Source organism: Fenollaria sporofastidiosus (genome assembly GCF_943169635.2).
In the GTDB taxonomy this organism is placed as follows: domain Bacteria; phylum Bacillota; class Clostridia; order Tissierellales; family Peptoniphilaceae; genus Fenollaria; species Fenollaria sporofastidiosus.
Genome location: NZ_OW968186.1, coordinates 414,715 through 435,562 on the forward strand (window position 1 = coordinate 414,715; position 20,848 = coordinate 435,562).

At 40.7% G+C, this 20,848-nt stretch carries 19 protein-coding genes, 1 pseudogene and 1 riboswitch; of the genes and pseudogenes, 6 read left to right on the forward strand and 14 right to left on the reverse strand.

Features of this window, described 5'->3' with window-relative positions; all coding sequences use genetic code 11:
* Window positions 1-80: 80 nt before the first annotated feature.
* The 9 genes and pseudogenes from KO172_RS02000 to KO172_RS02040 all read right to left on the reverse strand — a co-directional run bounded on the left by KO172_RS02000 (window position 81) and on the right by KO172_RS02040 (window position 6,850).
* Window positions 81-782: a helix-turn-helix transcriptional regulator gene (locus KO172_RS02000; protein ID WP_374047637.1), complete on the reverse strand. Its 702-nt coding sequence runs from the start codon at window positions 780-782 to the stop codon at window positions 81-83.
* Window positions 761-1,087, reverse strand: a pseudogene (locus tag KO172_RS02005) (ClbS/DfsB family four-helix bundle protein); the annotation flags it as partial. The pseudogene KO172_RS02005 and the gene KO172_RS02000, both read right to left, overlap by 22 nt.
* Window positions 1,088-1,209: 122 nt before the next feature.
* Window positions 1,210-1,659 (reverse strand): ASCH domain-containing protein, encoded by a 450-nt coding sequence (locus tag KO172_RS02010; protein WP_215491902.1) that lies wholly within the window; start codon window positions 1,657-1,659, stop codon window positions 1,210-1,212.
* Window positions 1,660-1,955: 296 nt separating this feature from the next.
* On the reverse strand, window positions 1,956-3,260 hold the full coding sequence (gene rlmD, locus KO172_RS02015; protein ID WP_215491903.1) for a 23S rRNA (uracil(1939)-C(5))-methyltransferase RlmD: 1,305 nt from the start codon (window positions 3,258-3,260) through the stop codon (window positions 1,956-1,958).
* Window positions 3,260-3,646, reverse strand: coding sequence for a GrdX family protein (locus KO172_RS02020; RefSeq protein ID WP_215491904.1), 387 nt, complete (start codon window positions 3,644-3,646; stop codon window positions 3,260-3,262). The genes rlmD and KO172_RS02020 overlap by 1 nt, the downstream gene beginning before the upstream one ends.
* Before the next feature lies 1 nt (window position 3,647).
* Window positions 3,648-4,586 carry a DNA-binding protein WhiA gene (gene whiA, locus KO172_RS02025; protein ID WP_215491905.1) on the reverse strand — a complete coding sequence of 313 codons (939 nt, stop codon included), beginning with the start codon at window positions 4,584-4,586 and terminating at the stop codon, window positions 3,648-3,650.
* Window positions 4,587-4,588: 2 nt separating this feature from the next.
* Window positions 4,589-5,008 carry an NUDIX hydrolase gene (locus KO172_RS02030; protein WP_215491906.1) on the reverse strand — a complete coding sequence of 140 codons (420 nt, stop codon included), beginning with the start codon at window positions 5,006-5,008 and terminating at the stop codon, window positions 4,589-4,591.
* Between the two features lie 5 nt (window positions 5,009-5,013).
* On the reverse strand, window positions 5,014-6,102 hold the full coding sequence (locus KO172_RS02035) for a hypothetical protein (RefSeq protein WP_215491907.1): 1,089 nt from the start codon (window positions 6,100-6,102) through the stop codon (window positions 5,014-5,016).
* A gap of 40 nt (window positions 6,103-6,142) precedes the next feature.
* Window positions 6,143-6,850: a hypothetical protein gene (locus KO172_RS02040; RefSeq protein ID WP_215491908.1), complete on the reverse strand. Its 708-nt coding sequence runs from the start codon at window positions 6,848-6,850 to the stop codon at window positions 6,143-6,145.
* 78 nt (window positions 6,851-6,928) lie between these two features.
* Between KO172_RS02040 and KO172_RS02045 the strand changes: the two genes are divergently transcribed.
* The 5 genes from KO172_RS02045 (at window position 6,929) to KO172_RS02065 (ending at window position 12,567) form a co-directional block, all read left to right on the forward strand.
* Window positions 6,929-8,158 (forward strand): aminopeptidase, encoded by a 1,230-nt coding sequence (locus tag KO172_RS02045; protein WP_215491909.1) that lies wholly within the window; start codon window positions 6,929-6,931, stop codon window positions 8,156-8,158.
* An 11-nt stretch (window positions 8,159-8,169) separates the two neighbouring features.
* The gene (locus KO172_RS02050; protein WP_215491910.1) at window positions 8,170-9,300 is read left to right on the forward strand and encodes a hypothetical protein; all 1,131 of its coding nucleotides are present in this window, start codon (window positions 8,170-8,172) and stop codon (window positions 9,298-9,300) included.
* 120 nt (window positions 9,301-9,420) lie between these two features.
* On the forward strand, window positions 9,421-10,023 hold the full coding sequence (locus KO172_RS02055) for a hypothetical protein (RefSeq protein ID WP_215491911.1): 603 nt from the start codon (window positions 9,421-9,423) through the stop codon (window positions 10,021-10,023).
* A gap of 107 nt (window positions 10,024-10,130) precedes the next feature.
* Complete coding sequence (locus KO172_RS02060) at window positions 10,131-11,432, forward strand: nuclease-related domain-containing protein (RefSeq protein ID WP_215491912.1); 1,302 nt, start codon at window positions 10,131-10,133, stop codon at window positions 11,430-11,432.
* Window positions 11,433-11,865: 433 nt separating this feature from the next.
* On the forward strand, window positions 11,866-12,567 hold the full coding sequence (locus KO172_RS02065; protein ID WP_215491913.1) for a B3/B4 domain-containing protein: 702 nt from the start codon (window positions 11,866-11,868) through the stop codon (window positions 12,565-12,567).
* A 72-nt stretch (window positions 12,568-12,639) separates the two neighbouring features.
* On the opposite strand, the gene KO172_RS02070 is transcribed toward KO172_RS02065, so the two are convergent.
* Window positions 12,640-12,786 (reverse strand): iron-sulfur cluster assembly accessory protein, encoded by a 147-nt coding sequence (locus KO172_RS02070; protein WP_215491914.1) that lies wholly within the window; start codon window positions 12,784-12,786, stop codon window positions 12,640-12,642.
* A gap of 1,148 nt (window positions 12,787-13,934) precedes the next feature.
* Window positions 13,935-14,002: riboswitch (Fluoride riboswitch) on the forward strand.
* A gap of 554 nt (window positions 14,003-14,556) precedes the next feature.
* On the opposite strand from KO172_RS02070, the gene KO172_RS02075 reads away from it, so the two are divergent.
* Window positions 14,557-15,750, forward strand: coding sequence for a cation:proton antiporter (locus KO172_RS02075; protein WP_215491915.1), 1,194 nt, complete (start codon window positions 14,557-14,559; stop codon window positions 15,748-15,750).
* Between the two features lie 556 nt (window positions 15,751-16,306).
* Here KO172_RS02075 and hydF read toward each other — a convergent pair.
* The 4 genes from hydF to KO172_RS02095 are packed head-to-tail and all read right to left on the reverse strand — an operon-like array spanning window position 16,307 to window position 20,709.
* Window positions 16,307-17,422 carry a [FeFe] hydrogenase H-cluster maturation GTPase HydF gene (hydF, locus tag KO172_RS02080; RefSeq protein WP_215491916.1) on the reverse strand — a complete coding sequence of 372 codons (1,116 nt, stop codon included), beginning with the start codon at window positions 17,420-17,422 and terminating at the stop codon, window positions 16,307-16,309.
* Window positions 17,419-18,846: a [FeFe] hydrogenase H-cluster radical SAM maturase HydG gene (hydG, locus tag KO172_RS02085; RefSeq protein WP_215491917.1), complete on the reverse strand. Its 1,428-nt coding sequence runs from the start codon at window positions 18,844-18,846 to the stop codon at window positions 17,419-17,421. Before hydG ends, hydF begins: the two co-directional genes overlap by 4 nt.
* Window positions 18,839-19,840, reverse strand: a complete 1,002-nt coding sequence (hydE, locus tag KO172_RS02090) for a [FeFe] hydrogenase H-cluster radical SAM maturase HydE (RefSeq protein ID WP_215491918.1) — start codon at window positions 19,838-19,840, stop codon at window positions 18,839-18,841. Before hydE ends, hydG begins: the two co-directional genes overlap by 8 nt.
* Window positions 19,840-20,709, reverse strand: coding sequence for a radical SAM protein (locus KO172_RS02095; RefSeq protein WP_309557727.1), 870 nt, complete (start codon window positions 20,707-20,709; stop codon window positions 19,840-19,842). Before KO172_RS02095 ends, hydE begins: the two co-directional genes overlap by 1 nt.
* Window positions 20,710-20,848: the final 139 nt, after the last annotated feature.

A 20,848-nucleotide genomic window follows, 5' to 3' on the forward strand; every position in this document is an offset into this window, starting at 1 on the left:
TGGGCAAGAAGCGAGCGTCAGGGAATTTTTCTCTGGCGCTCATTTTATGGCACCGAATAGGAATGATAAAATCCCCCAGTTCAACTGGGGGGGGCAATAATGCCCTCTTTAGAGAGCCACCACCGGAGATAGGCCCTTATAGTGCCTATCTCCGGTGGTGGCTCTCCAAAATGTTTTTTAAAAGCTGAAGAAAACTTGCCTTGATTTAAGTATCCTGCTAAATCCGCTATTTCTCCGATAGACATACTTGACTTATGAATTAGTAACTCTGCTGCCGCTTCAAGACAAGTTTTTTTAATGAAACTGCCTATTGAATTTCCGGTTATATAAGCAAAACATCTTTTAAGACTTGATTCAGAAATTGCATATTTTTTTGCCAGTTCAGAAATAGAATATCTGTCAAAAGGATTTTCCATAAGAGCTTTGAAGCATTCTTGAGTTGCTTCGTACACAGGCTCAGAAAAGGATGGAAGTTTATGTGTGTCTTTACTTTCAACTAAACTCAGAAATAGTAATAGTTCTATTGTTTTAATTATTGAATATGGAAGCTGTATCCTCTCATCAACCCTATATAATTCACCAATAATATGATTGATTTCATGACGAGAGCGGATAATTAACGCCGCCCCATTTTTGCACACCTTATCCCGCATTTCAAACAAATCTATATTTCCATATGGAAAATATTTTGAAATGGACTTTTGTGCTATACTCATATCAATAAAAAGAGAAAGCCCTACATATTTTTTCATGGGATAATTTATAATACTATCTTTTTCCATTTTCTAATTTTAGTTCTGAAAGTTCCAAAAGGTGCAACCGTATTTACATGAATAAACTTATACACTTCCCAAGTCGCTGTTTTAGTCGCTTCATCAGCCCACTTTCTCATATGCGGTTCAAATAATTCTTCCTCACTCAACGAATCAATCATTGCATAAATAAAATTAATATTTTCATTTAATTTTGCTTTCAACTCTTGCAGAGATAAATGAGCGTAGGTATCCGTGAACCACTGATATAATTCACCAAGTTGATTCCATTTAAATTTATCCGATGGTGTTTTTACTTGAAGCCCCTTTCTTTCGGTTTATTCTAGTATAGAGAAACAGCTCTTTCCCCTACCCTACAATATCTGTACAAGTTTTATAGGTTTTATCTCGTAGAAACTTATAACTTGCAATGCTCGATAAACTGATATTTGTTGATTCAAATTTTCATACCTACTAATACTTTAAATTCCTCTAAAACTACTAAATCATCATCTTTTAATGATTCATCTATTTCTTTTAGTTCATTGTTAAAAAAATCTATATGCACTTTTTTCCAATATTCTAATGTTCTGTTTCCTTCACCTTCTTTATATGCATGTTCAGACGATACCTCTTTAAACTGAACAATTTCAACTCTAATAGTTTCTATAAGAACTTGATATTCACCTTTACTATTTGTAATGATACTTAAATTACCAACTTTTGGTAAATCCTCATTTTCCATTTCATAAAATTTATACAGTGAAGATGTGGCGGTTTTTATTCCATGAGATATTAAATATAACAGTTCCTCTTCAATACTCTCATCAAAACTCCAAATAGACTCATCACTAACATTTAATTGATTTTCTTTAATGTATTTTTCAATTTGCTCTCTCATATTCATTATTATCTTCCTTACAAATTCTAATTTACCTTATTCTTTTCCATCCATGCCGTTGACACAACCTGCCAAAATATCTAAAGTGTTAAGCAATTTTCTTAATTTCCGCAAGCGAAGCTAAGAGGAAATTATTGAAAATGCTTACCTACTTGGTGCTACAACCTTTTCATAATATTTATAGTGTTGCTGCAAGCAAGTATTTAGAAAACATTCCTGATAAATAATTTCAAAATTTCCAGACTCTTATTGTTGAATCTAAAAATCATACACCTATTAATTTTAAGCCTTTCAAAGTCTAGTTACTCATTTTCTCTTGTCATCAATACAACGCTTTCCAAGTGTCCACTTCTTGCGAACATATCAACTGCGGCTACTCTATCCACCTTATACACCTCACTCATCAAGGCGATGTCTCTCGCCAAACTTGCGTGGTTACAGCTGATGTATACAATCTTTTCTACACCGCTCTTATTTAGCATCTCTACCACTTTTTTGTCTAGGCCCTTTCTCGGCGGGTCGACTATGACTGCGTCGTAAGTTTTTTCTTTCAAGACTCTATTTATCGCGTCTTCGGCCTTGGCGTGTATGAATTTTGCGTTTTTTATGCCATTGACTCTAGCGTTTTCATCTGCGCTTTTAACTGAGGCTTCGACTACTTCGACTGCTGTTACTGATTTTGCTTCTTTGGCGGCGCATAGGCTTATGGTGCCTATGCCTGAGTATAGCTCAAGTACGTCCATGCGCGATGCATCCCCTAAATACTCAAGTGCTTTTTTATATAAAACGTCCATCATTTCTAAATTTACTTGCAAAAATGTTTGCAGATATATTTTAAAATCAAGTCCCAAAATATTTACGCTTAAAAAGTCATCGCCATATAGCTTAGTAAATTTTCTTCCGTACAAAACTTTGTCTGACTTATCGTTTATGTTTAGGTAGATGGATTTCACCTTACTCATGTCGATGCATGACTTTAATTTTTCTACATCAATCACAATTTCATCGTGCGATACGAAGGTGATCATCAGCTCATCTTTTTCGTTGTTTCTAAAGACTATGTCCTTGATATCGCCTTTCTTGGCCTTCCAATCGTATCCCTTATAATTTTCTTTTACGAAGCGTCTGATGCCCTGATAAACTTTTAGCGCTTCCTTATTCATGTAGAGCATCTCTTCTGAGTCGACTACTGTGTTTGTGCCTTCTTCAAAATAACCGATAGCTACTTCACCATTATATCCACGAGCGACTTTGACCTGTGTGTTGTCCCTATAATGTGTTAAAGTCTTCGCCATATATTCTTCTACGTCTGCGTCAACGCCTGCCATCTTCTTAAGGTTCATCTTAAGGCCATTAACTTTCCACTCGAATTCCTTCTCATATGAAAGGCCGGAGAGTATCGCCTCATCACTTGCTACCTCAACACGAAACTCCGATGGCGAGACTATATCCAAGACATCTGCCTCGATAAAGCTCTTCTTTTTCACTTCGTTTGTGATTGTGACTGTATCGCCAAGCACGGCTCCTTTAATAAAATAGACCAGTCCCTCGGACTTTGCAACGCCCCTTAGCTGACTGGTCATATCTTCAATGTAAAACTCTTTCATTAGATTGAACTTCTTAAATTGATTGTGTTGTCTATGATGGAAAGGTCTATGACTTTGCAGTCGTCGATGACGCGCTCGTTGTAATCGGGTGTCTTTTCAATGTTTAAAAACTTGTTGATGGTTCCGATCGCTTCTTCAATTATGATAAGTCCGTCTTGGTCAAGTCCTGTGCCTTTTTCCAAAATAATTGTCTTAAATGGTGTTTCGTTTGGCTTAACTGATCCTGATAATGGATGTGTTAAGAGTTTATATCCTTCATGAATTAGGTCTCTCGCCTTAAGTAAAACGCCTGTATAGTTGTCGACTTTGTCTATGTAGATCATGTCGAAGTCGTCTTTGTATTTGTCTCTAACGTAGTCGTTGTTTGTAACTATGGTTCTCTTCATTTTAATTCTCCTCATTTATTCGTAAATTTTCTGCCATTTCAGCAAGTTTTTTAAGTCTATGGTTCACGCCCGACTTGCCAAGCTCCGGGCTCATAAGCCTTCCAAGCTCTGCAAGCGACGCGTCTCTATTGTCCAGTCTAAGCAAGGCAAGCTCTCGTAAATCGCCTTGCAGATTCTCAAGTCCAAGTCTCTCGTCGATGTACTCGATATCTGCTACCTGCCTTGTCGATGCATCGACCGTCTTCTGTATATTCGCTGTTTCGCAATTGGTGCGTCTGTTGGCATTGTTCCTTACATCCTTAACTACTCTGATGTTCTCAAAGCTAAGTACTGCACGCATCGCGCCTATAACTGTGAGAAAGTCCGAGATCGCCTCGGCGCCCTTTAGGTAAGTGATGTAGTTCTCCTTGCGCCTTACGTACTTCGCTCCAAGGCCGTAGACGTTCATTAGCTCCTTGACCTCGTTTGCCTCAAACTCGCTTTCGAAGAGCATTTCGAGGTGGTAGCCGCGCTCTGGATTAGCGATGGATCCTACTGCTAAGAAGGCTGCTCTTAGGTAGCTACGCCTCATCTCATCGTTGTCTCTAACCATGGACGGCACCTTGTTCACATCTAGGAAGCCCTCCAGCCTCGTATCTTTAAACATCTGCATAACTATGTCGGTATCGCTTAGAACGATTGTGTAGATGTTCATCTTCTTAAGCTGAGTCATCTTCGAGATGTCGACATCTAGGTCGGTGTTGTATATCATTCTGATGATGGTGAAGATGCGCCTTGCAAGCGCCGCCTTCTGCACTCTGAATGAGACTGCGACCTTGCCTGATATGAAGCTGATGGATGAGACGTATCTTACGTAGGCCATGAGCTCAGCAAGGGAGCTATTGTCATTGAATATCGCAAGCTTTGCTGCCTCGTCCTTAGCTTTTTGTGAAAAACTCATTTCTACTCCTCATTCTTCTCTCTGTCGTACTCCTCGATGGCTTTTCTAATTATGCTTCTTTCTTGGCTGTACTTCATCAGCCTTATAGCCTCGTTCCTGTCGTAGAACTTTGCGGTCTTGAAGCCTTCCATGCTTTGTGGTATAGTGTGCGTGTCCTTTGTCGACATCAAGAAGAAGTGCACAGTCTTGTCTACCTTCACATTCTTCATCTTGTTAATGAAGGAGTACTCGATCTTGCCAAGGTATTTTTTGATCTCTCCAGTGATGCCGCTTTCTTCCTTGACCTCGCGTAGTGCCGCCTCCTCGATGCTCTCGCCGCGCTCTATCCTGCCCTTTGGCAGTACATAATCGCCGTTGTACTTCTTCAAAAGTAGTATTAAATTGTTATTAATTATTACGCCTCCTGAGCTAAGTACCTTCACATCTATCACCTGAACAATCTTAAAAATTTCTCTTCATCGGAGTTTGTACTTTCCTTGTTAAGAAGGTATTCCTTCTTGATAAGTATCTCTTCTAATTTTAGTCTGCCCTTCTTAGTAAGAGCCACGCTGTAGTCAGAGTCTTCCTTCTCTATATATCCCTTCTTGAGTAGCACTTCATACGAATTACTAAGCTTCTCTTCGACAAGTTTATCAGTCTCATCTACTCCCAAGTAGCTTGCGAGTCTGTCCTCTTTTATGTCGTAGAACTGGTAAACTAGGTAGATGTACTCATCTATGTCCTTAATGTCGAAGGTTTTGCCGCTTCTTTCCTCTTCTTCATATTTTTTCTTAATCCTAAATTTATTTCTGAACCTTTGATTCTTAGTCATCAAAAAGCCAACAAGTAAAAATGCAAGTAACGCTACGGCAACTAAGCCCTTAAGCACAAGCTCTGAAACACTCGGCTTGTCTATGCGTCTGATTTGCATCCTAGTAAGCTCGTCGTTACGGTAGTCCTCGTAGTCCATATCCTCATATGGCGCGTTCACAAACTCATTCTTTGGATACTTAACGCTCAAAGCCAAATCAATAGGTGCAGTGATTTTATCTAAACCCATAGGTCCATATTCAGACTCAAACTTAGTGCTAAAGCTTGAAAGTGAATCGTATAACCTTAGGTCCGGCTCATCATAGTAAACGCTGTCAAAATATATGTCAATGGAGTGAATGTGTGTATTAAATGCTCTATACAAACCAAAGACAAAACCATCTGCCCTTTTAAAGGCTTTCGGAAGACCCTTGATCTTGTACGAAACTTCTTTGTCGCCGCCTTTGAAGTCGAAGATGTACTTAGTTCCAGATAGAAAACTATCTCTAAGACTCTTGCCTTCTACATCATAGACCTCTGCGCCCTTTGGCACGTCGATAGCGAACTTAAAGCCTGTGTGCTCAGTCTCGATTTTGACGTCCACATACATCGCGTCCTCCATAAGATTCATCTTGTAAGTCATCTTGTTCTCGCTCTGTGCATGTGATGTGCTTGTTATGAGCAGCAATGCGCATACAAGAACTGTTAAGATATTAAACTTTTTCACTTGACTCGCCTCCTAATACTCTAAATATATTAATACCCATTTACTCCATAAAAGCTAACAGCTTCACATCCTTTTTTATATTTAATTTCTTAATGTCATCAGGCTTCATAGTGACTAGGCACATGGATGATGGACCTGCTGATCTATGATAGTCGAAGCCCTCACTTACGATGCGCGCATTTAATCCTGCATGCGCCTCAATCTCTTTTAGCTCATGCATAGAGCCCTTTGAGCCAACAGGAACTATGTCATGAATGTAAGTCTGCTCCTTTAAATATAAATAATCACTCATGCTCATAGCCTTGTCTCTATGCTTAATAAGCTCCTCACCAAGAAGTGCTTTGCCTATAGCGTAGAGTGCATCTCCCTTTTGTGCCTTGCGTATATCAAGGCCGCGTCCCAAGACTGTGACTCCTAAGCCTGTCATCTTAGTTACAAAGTTCTCCTCGCTTGAGCCAGTGAAACCATTCACCTCGTCAAGCCTCGCGTCCTTCATCGCCTTTTTGATGCCGCGAATGATTTTCTCGCCATAAGGCTCCATCTCGTTACATAGAGTGTCCACCAAGACCATTGGCGTGCTTCTTGCGCATAAAAGTTCGACTATGGGCACGAAGGCTGCGTAGTAGGAAACCATCTCTACATCTGCAAAGACCTCGTCACAAGGCTTCTCACCTATGCCAGAAGCGCTATCACATGCAAGCACCAGAGCTATATCATCTAAAATTATTAAATCTCTAAACTTTTTCATACGGCCTCCATTACATATTCTTAATAAATATGATATAATATATATTATATCATAAGTAGGGACACAAAGGAGGACAAAATGAATTTTGAAGATAAGTTAAAAAATTATGCTAAGGTTGTTATCGAAAGAGGCATAAACGTACAAAAGGGTATGCCGCTTGTAATCAATACATCGACTGAGGCGATGGACTTCGTTAGACTTTTGACTGAACTTGCCTACGAAAGAGGAGCAAGTGAAGTAATTGTAAGGATAAAAGACGACGAGTGCGAGAAGCTAAGTGCGATGATGATGAGTGAAGAGGCAATCAAGCACGCACCCGAGTGGAAGCTTGATATGATGCTTGACTACGCAGAGAGAAAGGCGGGCTTCTTATCAGTTGCGGCTCCTAATCCATCACTAATGAAGGATGTTGACCCTGAAAGAATAAAACTAATGCGCAGCGTGAACGCAAATCTTATGAAGCCATTCCAAAAGTACACTATGAACGACATAAACCCATGGTGCATAATCTGTATACCATCGAAGGCTTGGGCGGATAAAGTACTTCCTGACGTGCCTGAAGAAAAACGTATGGAAGAGCTATGGGAGCTAATATTTAAGATAGTTAGAGTGGACGGAGCTGACCCAGACAAGGCTTGGGACGAATTTGAAAACACTATACAAGAAAAGGCTAAGTACTTAAATGAGATGCAATTCGAAAAGCTTCACTACAGATCAAAATTAGGTACTGATTTGACTATAGAGATGCCAAAGAATCACCTATGGATAGGCGGCTCATCCATGAGCGAGACAGGGGTTCGCTTCACAGCCAACATCCCTACAGAAGAAATCTTCTCCGCGCCTAAGAGAGATGGGGTGAATGGTATAGTCTACGCGACAAAGCCACTCTCATTATCAGGAAAACTTGTTGAGAACTTCTCACTAAGATTTGAGCGTGGTAAATGCGTTGAAGTAAAGGCTGAGAAAAATCAAAAATTATTAGAAGATTTAATCGCGACAGATGAAAACGCATGCATGCTTGGCGAAGTAGCTCTTGTACAAAACGACTCACCTATTAGTAATAGCAAGAGACTCTTCTACTCAACATTATTTGACGAGAACGCATCTTGTCACCTTGCCTTTGGAGCTGCTTACCCAACTTGCATCCAAGGCGGCGCTGCCATGAGCGAAGAAGAACTTCTAAAAAATGGTATTAACGACAGCAAAATTCATGTCGATTTTATGATTGGTGATGAAACAACAGAGATAATTGGGTATAAAGATGATAAGGAATACAAAATATTTGAGGAAGGCAACTGGGCCTTCTAAGGAGGGGTATTATGAACGAAAATTTTGTATACGACGAATTTAATCCGAAGACAAAGGGCGGCAGAGCAAGCGGCATAACAGAGATTTTTCAAGCAACAAATGCCTACATCAAAGGTAACATCAAAGCAATACTTTGCTTTGCACTAGTTTACATCGTGCTTATAGGAGGCTTCCTAGCCTTAAACGTTGGATCCATAATGCAAATTTCATCAGACACATTAAATCTACAAATGAGAAATAATGATCAAGTTGAAATGAATATCAATGGAATTAATGATTTAACAAACGAGCTAGACGACGCAGAAAGCTTTGATGACGTTATGAACAGCGTAAAGAATTTTAGAGATAACGGCGGCCTAAATGATAGAGATCTAAATGCTTTCATGAATATCACAAGAACATCAGTACTTATGATACTAAGCTTCTTAATCATGGGCATAGCAATTCAATTAATCGCCATCGCCTTCGTTACACACGTTAACAAATGGATATTCAAGATGGAAAGAGGCGCAAAAGAAGTAACAGAGTCCTTATTCATAAAGCTTATCAAGTCCATCGCCATTATGATAATCTTTGGACTAATAAGTGGCGCAACAGCCATAATCTTTGGTATAATCGGCGCTATAATAGGCTCTTATGAAGCGATAGTTATACTAATGACACTAGTTTTAGCACTAGTAAACTTCTACATCGGCCTTGCAGGCTCCATAGCCTACTACCTTGTTACAACAAATAAGTACATCGGCATAGGTACATGCATCAGCGCAGCCTTTGGCATAGTCAATAGATTTATATTAAACTGGATAGGTAAAATGATTTTAATATATATAGCTACCTTTGTAGTTGGAGGCTTCGCAACATTGATTATAGCCTTTATCGCAACAGGACTAAGAGCTCCTTGGGTCTTCGCACTAGCAGCAGTGCCTTGGATATTCGCAACACTTTACTCAACAGTCTACTCACAAATGGCACTTTGCGACTACACAAGCCAATACGAGTTTAGAACAGGCCGCGTCGTAAGAGACTACGACTACTACGACATCTACGATGACGACGGCTACGACTACACAGACAGACCAAAACGCTACCAAAATGACGAAGCAAGAAGCGTGGATGACTTTTATAATAGCTTAGATAATTAATAGAATACGTAAATGGATTAAGCGCATCATATGGTGCGCTTTTTTTGTTGAGTGTATACAATAGCATAAAGATGAACTATATGATATAATGTAAATATGATATTTTAGGAGGAATGTTTAATGCAAAATCAAAATCAAAACACGCTAGCTGAGACTTTAAAGGCGGACATATTTAGAGGCACTAGAGGGGATTATAGAAAGTATTTAGACTTAAGAAAGAAAAATATCTTATTCTACGCTCTTCTTCTAGTCTCACCACTTTTATATCTCTTGCTGTCATTTATTTTTAAGAATAACTGGGTAATACCATTTTTACCGTTTGGCATAGGTGCAGGCTATGTATTTTTCGGAAGATTATTTGTAGATGGTAGGCACGGCATTCGCCAAATTACAGACTGGAACAACTTTAACAAGCTAAAAACACTAAGAGGCGAAGCAGCCATAGAGCTCGCAGACAAAGTTTTCCCTAAGCTAATTGTGGCACTGGACAAAGCTTATAAGAAGGGATATAATAAGTCATTCTTCGATGTTTATGTGATAAACACTAATCCACAAAGCCTCGCTGACACTATGGGCAACAGTTTCTGGGTTTCTCTAGCCATCGGAAAGAGGATGTTTACTCGTTCATATCAGGTACTTGCGCAAACAAACCTTAAAGTTATAAGGGCTTTTACCTATGTGGCACAAAAGAACCCAACACTGAGAGATTATTATGGATTTTAATAGATTAATAGCTTTATATGAAGCGCAGCTTAGGCTGCGCTTTTTTTATGGGAAAATGTCTATATATATGTTATAATAAATGTAATAATATTCAAAGGAGGATACTCATGGATAAAAAATTTTCTCTCATGGACTACATCGCTCTATTGCGTCTGAGCTGTAGACACTACTACTGGAACATAAGCTACGCGGGAAAGGGCTCTATCACTTTAAAGAGGCTAGGTCAACTATTTACAAGTATGGCTAATGGAGACTATGGAACAGCTTTCGTTCTATTTGTCGCTTACTCTTTAGTAGTTGACACTATAGGTGTGAATTTTTTCAAAATTTTGAGCTGGTTACCTGCTATACCAGCTTATATTGCAAAAGGCAGAATTGTAGCCATTTTAGGTGTAATTATAGTCAGACTAGCTGCAATGGCATTTGGATTTTTTGTACTACTTAATCCGAAGAGATTAAAGAGGTCTCTTAGATACAAGGAGTCTGCATTTTTCAAAAATACTGGCATAAGGCCTAAAGAAGTCGTTAAAGACAAGGGCCTGTGCGGCGAGTACCTTGCAACTTGTGTTGAAGAGGAAGCTTTTAAAGCGAATAATATCGAAGGACAGATATTTAACAGTGTCATCATACCTCAGCACGGCGGCAACTTCTCTGAAGCTGACGTTGTCTCTGTAAGCAGCATGGGTATCAATGTCATCGAGGTTAAGGCTCTTGGTGGCGAGATAGAAGGTGGTGAGACTTGGGAACTTTGGCAGCAAACTTTGGGCAAGGAAACTTATGAGTTCAGAAACCCTATCTTGCAAAACAACACTCACGTAAACTACCTACTTGCCTACCTTGAAGATAGCATGAAAGCTAGCGGCTACAAGCCCGGCGTGGCATTGTCGCACTCAACTATCAACTCAGTATTGTTCCTAGACAATAAAGTTAGCTTAGATATCAACAGCTTTAACGGGCTTAACCTTTTGTACCTTTACGGCACTACACATGGTTACGCCGACATTTACAAAGACTTCAAACGTAAGAACGTTATAAACTTGTATAAAAACGACATTGATTATATAGCTAAAGAGATCAAAAAACTTTCATCTCACAGTCCAAGTGAAATTGACGCCATGATGTCTAATAGACAAGCAGCCATAGACAGAGGCGAGTACAAGTACCCTTCAGTCTACCACATTGCCTACTGCGAGTTCGACATTGTAAGACGCGAAGGCGGCATCTGCTTAATCAAGGAACAAAACGGCTACCAATTCTACTTTGACCCGAAAGACAACTGGTTTAAGTATGTAAGCACAATGCGCATCACTAGAATCGAAGCAAGCTACCGCTCATACGATGAGGCAATGCGTGCATTTAACAATCCTAGCATAGCTAGCCAAAGGTACCTTGTCAAGTATTTATATTAATATTAATCATAAGAAGCGCAGTCTAGGCTGCGTTTTTTTTGTTGAGTGTTGTGGAGCTCACTGAAAATTAAGGGGAAAATTCCCCCTAATTTTCATTTTACATATCCATTGGACGTCGAAAAGTGTTTTCATCGCTTGCTCGTCTACGAAAACTGATAATTTCTAAGCTTACTCACCTGCGGTCTCATATCCGTTCGCTTCGCTCAACTAGATGAGCCCACGGTCGGTTCGTTTCGCAAAGAAATTAAAACAGTTTTCTCCGAATGCTGCGCTCGTGAAAATCACTTTTCTCACTATTTAACTATGTTATATTAAACATGTTCTATAAACAATTTGAATTAGAAGTGTTTGACAAGACCATAAACATGGCTTTACCATTCTCACAATATATGTTATAATGACTACAAGAAAAAATATATTTAAGGAGGAAGAGATGAGTAAATTTATAGCGGACAAAAGCTTTTTTGAATTATTCCCTGAGGCAAAGCTTGGTGTTATACTTGTGAAGAACATGGAAAACTCGGACGACAGCCCAAGAGAAGTTAGAAAGATGCTAGTTGAGGCGAACGAAGAGGCTGAGAAGTACCTTGTTGCTGGACAGCTTAGCGAGAACAAAGAGGTAGCTGTTTGGAGAGAGGCATACAAGAAATTTAAGACTAAAAAGGGTGCAAGATGCTCCATCGAGGCACTACTAAAGAGACTTTCTAAGGGTAACCTTGTGGGCTCTATCAACACTTTGGTTGACATATACAACGCTGCATCGCTTAGGTTTGCACTTCCATGTGGCGCTGAAGACTCTGATAAGTTCGTAGGCGACCTTAGACTAACTATCACAGAAGGTGGCGACGAGTTCCAAGCCATAGGAGAAGATCCATCCGAAACATACGAGGGTGAACTTTGCTACAAAGACGACAAAGGCGCTATCTGCAGATGTTTTAACTGGCGCGATGGCATCAGAACCATGATCACAGAGGATACTAAGAACGCCTTCATGATTATGGAGCTAGTTGACCCTGATAGATACGACGCACTTGAAGGAGCACTTGAGTTCTTAAAAGAAAACCTTACAAAGTACTTGAACGCAGAAGTGACTGTGCATATACTAGATAAGGACAATCCTTCAGTTGATTTATAAAAATTAATATTTGCATAAGAAGGGGCATATGGTCTAGACCATATGCCCTCTTTGTTTATCATTGTGAATTAACTAATCAGTGTAAACCTTAAAGCCCTTCGACAAAGGATTCTTCGAGTAGTCTATAGTAAAGCACTCGATGTTGTCTAAGTTCTTGTTCACACAAATTTTAAAACCTTGAGCATCCATAATGATGTCGTTTTCATTTGACTTATCCAAAGTCACGCCGTAAACGGCACCACATCAGGAGTAGTTCAAAACCCTTATGCGTAGAGCCTTGTCCTTATCATCCTTTACATTTAATTCATTTAAGCGTTCGATCGCTTTATCTTTTAAAATAATTTTCAATATCATCACCCACTCATATATACCCAATCTCATTAATAATACTTATACTTTAGACTATTTGCATAAATTTTATGAATATAGTCCTCGCCACATACTACTTAAGTATGATGTTTCAAAAAACTATTGACATAATCGATTTACCGTGATACAATATAACCAAGATAGATGGATCACATCTATTGAAAAGAAAATTAGCTCCATCCCTTGACTTAATATAGATACGAAGCTAAATATTTTAGCAAGGAATGAAAGGCTTAACTTTTACTATTTGAGAGCCATAGGTGGATCAAAGGTAAATAAAGTCTAATTAGATGAACCTTTGGTGGCAATAGCTGCTGAAGTGCTTGTTTAATCATATTCTCTTAATTCTTATATAAGAAGAATAAGATATTTATTAGTGGAGGTAATTTAGAAATAAAATTTAATATTTATGACGATGGTAGATGACATGTGTAAAAAAGTCACGACTATGAAAAGACATTCATTTATCTCTGTAAAAGGAGAATTATTTATCTTTTCAAGGTGAAAATTAAACAATGAAGGGCATATGGATGAATCTACAAAGTAAGATCGCTAAGAAAGGATGTATAAGATGTCCTTTTGAAGCACACGGACGAAAGGAAGTTGTTAGAGTGATTGAACCTAAATCAAATCGTCAAGGGATGGGAAGCTAATATTTTTTTAAATATTAGCTTTTTTTTGCGTTCAAATGCGCCCTTGAGCTCGTTCCCTCCTCGGCAATGCTCAGGTATAACTATACATTCCGCTTGCCTCGTCAGTCCACTTCGCTCAATCATCGCATTTGCTCCGCAAAATAGTTTGATCAGGTTCATTGACATTATAATTTATTAACTTTTTATACGTTCAAACGCCAATCTCAGCATAGCGCAAAGGTTCTCGTCCAAAAGGACGAGGTTCTTCTTTTTCCTAAGAAATTATAGTTAGTAAGAGGCTATCTTTTAAAATTTTAGCTTTTTTGCTTGACAAAATTTACAAAATTAATTACAATAAATATATACTAAATACATGGGAATGAAGTTCTCCCACGAAATGAAACCGCTATTAAGCTGATGACTTCTGTTTTTACAGGGGTATCAGCTTTTTTTGTTGATTTAGAAGATTATAATATAAAAACAAAACATAAATATAAATATAATTTTGCGGAGCAAATGCGATGATTGGACGATGTGGACTGACGAAGCAAACGCAACGTACTAAGGTGAGTATTGCACATCGAAAAGTGTATTCTCTCGCTTGCTCGTCTACGAAAACTGATAATTTCTAAGCTCGTTCACCTGCAAGCCCATATTCGTTCGCTTTGCTCAACTAGATGGTCTTGCGGGCGGCTCACTTCGCAAAGAAATTAAGACAGTTTTCTCCGAATGCTGCGCTCGTGAAGAACACTTTTCTCACTATTGTGATCTTATAGATGGAACGAGCTCAAGGGCGCATTTGAACGCAAAAAATTTCGCAGAGCGATGAAGAACCTTGTTCTAACGTACAAGAACCTTTACGCTATGCTGGATAAGGCGCAGCATAACGAGCGACAGACTGAGGTGTACGAATGAGTACTCCGCAGGGAGGAAGCGAAGCGCGCGAGCCTTAGGCGCAAATCGAATGCGAAAGAAAAAGGAGGAATTTATGATACAATCATTAGCACTCATCTTCCTACTCGGCCTCATCATGGCTGAAGTATCAAAACGTTTGAAATTGCCACGCATTGTTGGCATGCTATTTACAGGGGTGCTCTTAGGACCCTTCGTTCTAAACCTGCTCGACGACAAAATCCTCGGCATCTCGGCGGAGCTAAGGCAAATTGCCCTACTCATCATACTGATCAAGGCAGGTCTATCTCTTGACCTAAGTGACCTTAAAAAAGCAAGCAGACCCGCGCTTCTACTAAGTTTTCTGCCTGCAAGCTTTGAAATTCTGGGCTATGCAGTCTTTGCACCCATACTTTTAAAAATCCGGGCCATTGACGCTTTGCTAATGGGTGCGGTTCTAGGTGCAGTCTCTCCTGCTGTTGTTGTGCCGCGCATGTCCTCTCTTATGGATGAAGGCTACGGTACGAAGAAGGCCATACCTCAAATGATCATGGCTGGCGCATCCATGGACGACATCTACGTCATCGTTCTATTCACAAGCTTTTTAGGCATGGCAATGGGTAAGGGTGTCGATATGAGTAAGTTCGCCTCCATCCCCATTAGCATAGTTCTAGGCATAGCCTTGGGTGCGGTCTTTGGCATCATTGCAAGCTTTGTCTTCGAAAGGTCCTTTGCGAAAAAGCATCTGATTCGTAACAGCATGAAGGCTCTGATCATCATGGCGCTAAGCTTCCTACTCGTTGCGATTGAGGGCGCGCTTAAGGGAAGGCTCGCAATCTCTTCTCTGATTGCTGTCGTGACTATGGCGATGACTATCAAGATAAAAAGTGTCAGCAGTGTCTCGCAAAGGCTCTCAGCTAAGTTTGCGAAGTTTTGGATTGCGGCAGAGCTCATGCTCTTCGTCCTTGTAGGCGCTGAGGTCGACATACGCTACACGCTTGACGCTGGGCTCATGGCTGTCGTGATGATATTCGTAGCACTTGCCTTTAGAACGGTCGGCGTCATGATAGCGCTCCTAGGCACAGGGCTTAACAAGAAGGAAAAGCTGTTCACAGTCTTTAGCTACTTACCGAAGGCGACAGTGCAAGCGGCAATAGGCTCCGTGCCACTAGCTATGGGACTTGAAAGTGGAAAGATAATACTCTCCGTTGCTGCACTTGCGATACTGATCACTGCGCCACTGGGAGCGGCGTGTATGGATGTGACGTATAAAAAATTCCTTGAGAAATAATTTCACTCCTGTGTGAAGCACTAAGGTTCTCGTATCTTTAGTACGAGGTTCTTCAAATTTCGCCTAAGGCTCGCGCGCTTCGCTTCCTCCCTCAACGTACCCCTTAGTACGATGTCGGTCGGTCGCTTGTTATGCTGCGCCTTATGCATAAATTTTCATAGTGAAATTTGTGATTTTTTGTTCAATTGGCGCCTGAAACTCGTTCGCTTCTCGGCAATGCTCGAGTATGGACTATACACTCCGCTTGCCTCAAAGCTCCACTTCGTCTCATCCATCCAATTGCTCCAAAAAATCTAGTATTGTGGCAGTTCATTGACAAGATAAGAAATTTGTAAAAATTATATATTTTGCAAAAAACAAAGGATAGAGAAAATTAAAATCTCTATCCTTTGTTTTTTATCTGTGTTAATGTTTTATTTATTAATATGATTTGTTCTTTGTATTAACAATCATCCAATTTAATTGAAGAACTTAGGACTATACGTCCTAAAACCTTTGCGTTATGCTGGAAAAAGAAGAACCTCTCACTAAAGTGTGAGAACCTTGGTGCTTCGTACTAACGCGAAATTTTGTCTAATATGCCATTAAGATATGCAATAGTAATCCCATAGTTCGTCATCGCGACTCCCATCTCCCTCGCCTTTGCGACTCTACTCATCACGTGGGCTCTATTAAACATGCAAGCGCCGCAATGTATAATCATGTCGTAGCCTTCGATACCTTCGAAGTCGTCGGCTCTAGTAAAAGTAAATTTCAAGCCATCTCCGAAGCGCTTCTTCAGCATGGCTGGGATCTTGACTGTGCCTATGTCTTCATTAATGGGTGGGTGTGTGCAAGCCTCGGCTATAAGTATTTTTTCGTCGCCTTTGAAGCTATCAAATTTCTTCGCGGACTCTATGAAGTAGGCTATGTCGCCTTTCATTTTGGAGAACAATACTGAGAACGATGTCACTTTTGCTCTCTCATGAAAGACGTCGTAGACTCTCTTAAAGACTCTCGAGTCGCAGATTACAAGGTCAATCTCTGTAAATCTATCTCTCACTCCTTCAAGGTCTTCATCTCCCACGACTATGCTTGTCATACCCTTGTCGAGTGCCTCTCTAAGCGTTTCGACTTGTGCCTTGATGAGCCTTCCCTTTGGCGCTGCTGCGTCTTGCGGCATAACCATGATGATGGTCGCTTTGCCATCTACAAGGCCATCTAATAATGACTCTTCTTTTGTATCTAAAACTTTTTTAAGTGCTGAAAAAATTTCTTCGCGTGAGCTATCATCTCTATAAATGATAGCATCGCCATGCGCATGGGCGTCTCTATCTATCGCCATGATGACTTTGATGATCGGCTTCTTATGCTTTTGAAGCTCTTTAAGCACGCTCTCATCATCACCATTAAGAATGTATATGAAGGCGTCTGCCTTGTCAAACTCGGCGCGTGTCTTCTTTAATCTCTCGTCTGATAGGGCGGTCTCGTCGCCAAAGCCTGCTGTGTCTATGAAGACTACTGGGCCAAGGCCTGGCACCTCGATGGACTTACGAACTGCATCTGTCGTTGTGCCTTTCACTTCTGAGACTATGGCTGCCTTAGAACCCATGATGGAGTTGAAGAGTGTGGACTTACCTGCATTAACTGCGCCTACTATGACGACATGCTTTTGTAGTGAACGCGCCATCATAGTCTGAAGTCTCTCTCGCCTACTTCGATCTTCTTAAGGTTCTCTCTAACTATGTTCTTAACTTTTTCCTTGCCGATGTTTTCTATCTCTCTTTCGATAAGCGCTTCGCCCTTTTTTCTTGTCTCTGGCGATGCGTAATCCATTAAGTACTCCTTAAGTGTCATAAGTGCGTTTGGTTGACAGATGTTACCGATTTGTCCTGCCTTAACTAGACTCATGAACCTGTCGCCTGTTCTGCCTGCTCTGTAGCATGCTGTGCAGAATGATGGTATATGATTTGTGTCCATCAGCCATGAAACTACCTCGTCAAGTGTTCTTTGATCTGATGTGAAGAACTGCTCTGTATCTGCTGAGGACTCTTCTTCTTCGTGTGCGTAGCCGCCAACTGATGTCTTTGATCCGCCGCTTATTTGGCTAATGCCGAAGTCTATGATATTGGCTCTAGTCGCTACTGACTCTCTTGTCGATATGATCATACCTGTGTATGGCACTGAAACTCTGATGCAGGCAACAATCTTCTTAAATATATCGTCACTGATCGCATTCTCAAAGTTTTCTGGATCTATGTCATCTGCCGGTCTGATTCTTGGCACGCTTATGGTATGAGGTCCAACTCCAAAGCGCGCTTCAAGGTGTTCTGCGTGCATAAGTAGACCTATGAAGTCGTACTCGTAGTTGTTAAGTCCAAAGAGTACTCCGCATCCGACGTCGTCTATGCCGCCGAGTTGCGCTCTGTCCATGGCCTCTGTGTGATATGCGTAGTCATGTTTTGGTCCTGTTGGGTGCAGTGCCTCGTAGTTCTTTCTATGGTATGTCTCTTGGAATAGTATGTAGGTTCCTATGCCGACATCTTTTAATTTCTTGTAGTTTTCAACAGTTGTCGCAGCGATATTGACATTGACCCTTCTTATATCGCCTGCCTTGTGATGAACTGAGTAGATGGTCTTGATAGACTCTAGTATGTACTCGATTGGGTTATGAACTGGGTCTTCGCCTGTTTCAAGCGCAAGTCTTTTGTGACCCATGTCTTGAAGTGCGATAACTTCGTTTCTGATCTCCTCTTGTGTAAGCTTTCTTCTGCGTATAGTTTTGTTCTTTAAGTGATATGGACAGTAGACGCAGCCATTGACACAGTAGTTGGATAAGTAAAGTGGCGCAAAAAGAACTATTCTGTTGCCATAAAACTTACGCTTGATATCGTTTGCAAGCTTGTACACTTCTTCATTCAAATCTTCTTCTTCGGATGATAAAAGAAGGAAGGCTTCTCTGTGAGAAAGGCCCTTTACTTCCTTCGCCTTCTCTATCGCAGCCTTGATTAGCTCTCTGTTGTGCTTGTTTTTCCTTCCATACTCAAGCGAGGCGAGTATCTCCTCATGATTGATAAATTCATCCGCTTTTTCTGAATTAACATCATATTTAAACATTGTAATCTCCTCTCGAAAATTCTATCTCGTAGCCAAATTCTTTTAAATAATCATTTAGCGCGCGCACTCCTTCTATGGCTTCAAGGCCTGATGCCTTCTTGCCGTCATAAAGATTATAGCTCTCGCGTGCAAATTTTGGTGATACGTTGGGCATGATTACATTCGCCCCTGATAATATACCCAATTTTCTACCATTATCATCAATAGTATTTAAGGCAGTCGTCGATGGTATTAGTGCCTTGGGGTGCTCAAGCCTTAGAACTGCGAGTAATTTGCGTGTCATCTCGACCGTGCCGTGTGGATAAGATTCAAAGCGTGTGCCCTTCGATGGTATGAAAGGACCCATGCCTATCATCGCTGGATCGATGTCTCTGATTAATTTTACGTCCTTGATATAAGAGTCAACACTTGTATATGGCGCTCCGACCATGAAGCCGGTGCCGACTTGGTAGCCAAGCTCCTTTAAGTCGTAGATGGCCCTTAGTCTCCTCTCAAGGCTTTGCTCAGCTGGGTGCAGCTTTTTAAATATCTCAGCGTCCGCCGTCTCGTGTCTTAGTAAAAATCTGTCTGCCCCTGCGTCCTTGAACATCTTGTAGGCTTCTTTACTCCTCACACCTAAGGATAAGGTGATGGCTGCATCATAAGTCTCATGCAAATGGCTTATGATACGCGCAAAGGCCTCGTCAGTAAAGTGCATGTCCTCGCCGCCTTGCAAGACGAAGGTTCTAAAGCCTGCCTCATATGCAGACTCTACCGCTGAGTAGATCTCTTCCTCTTTTAAGCGAAACCTCTTAACACTCGTCTTCGTCCTGTTGATGCCGCAGTAGTAGCAGCCTTCTTTGCAATAGTTAGAAAACTCTATCAAGGCTCTTATGTAGATCTTGTTCGAAAAAGTAGCCTTGGCCGCCTCGCGTGCCCTACTGTATAGCTCTTCTAAAAAAACATTATCCTCAGTAAGAAGTATCTCTCTTAGCTCCATATCCGTAAATATCATTATACGCCCTCCAAATCAAAGTTTGGCGTGTAGTTCTTGCCGTCTTGCTTGTCTTGAACAAAGGCCTTCGATATGCCAAGGTTCACTGCATAGTCGACGAAGCTGTCGTACTCAAGATCGCTTACTGTCCTGTTAATCTTCTTATACTCCTTTGCCTTGAACATAGGTTGGTACTGATTCATTAGTGAGAATATCACGCTGTCGCCATACTTACCATATAGAAGGCGAAGCACTTTCTTTGCATCGAAGTATAGATTAGGAAGCAAAAGTAGACGTATGATGACGCCCTTCTTCATTAAGCCGTCTCGGACTACTACCTCAGGGACTTGCCTGTGCATCTCGTCTATGGCATCAAGCGCGTACTGTCTATAGTGCGGCGCGTGTGAGAACTCATTGGCGTAGCTGTCAGAGAAGTATTTGAAGTCGGCTAGGTAGACATCTATGAGCCCTTCGAGACTGGCTATGGCCTCTTTGAGCTCGTAGCTGTTTGTGTTGTAAACGAAGGGTAGGTCGAAGCCTTTCTCCTTCGCCATAACGATGGCGTCTTTGATAAGATGAGAAAAGTGCATAGGAGAGACTAGGTTTATGTTGTGAACGCCCCTTGCTTTAAGCTCGAAGAAGATCTCTACGAGCCTTTCTTTGCTTATGTACTTAAATGGAGCGTCTTTGTTTTGCGAGATCTCGTAGTTTTGGCAGAAGACACATGAGAGGTTGCATCCTGCGAAGAAGATGGTACCCGAACCACGTGTGCCTGATATAACAGGCTCTTCAAATATATGCACGCTCGCCTTTGAAACGGCAAGCTCGTTTTTCATTCTGCACACACCAAGTTTTTCGTCTCTATCTATGCCGCACTTACGCGGACACAAATTACATATATACATCATATCACCAAGTTTATTATATAACTAATAAAGGATTATTGTCAATAATATGTATTGACATAGCTCTTATTGAAAGATATAATATAATTAGAAAGTAAGAAATTCTAACTAAGGAGGTAAGGCT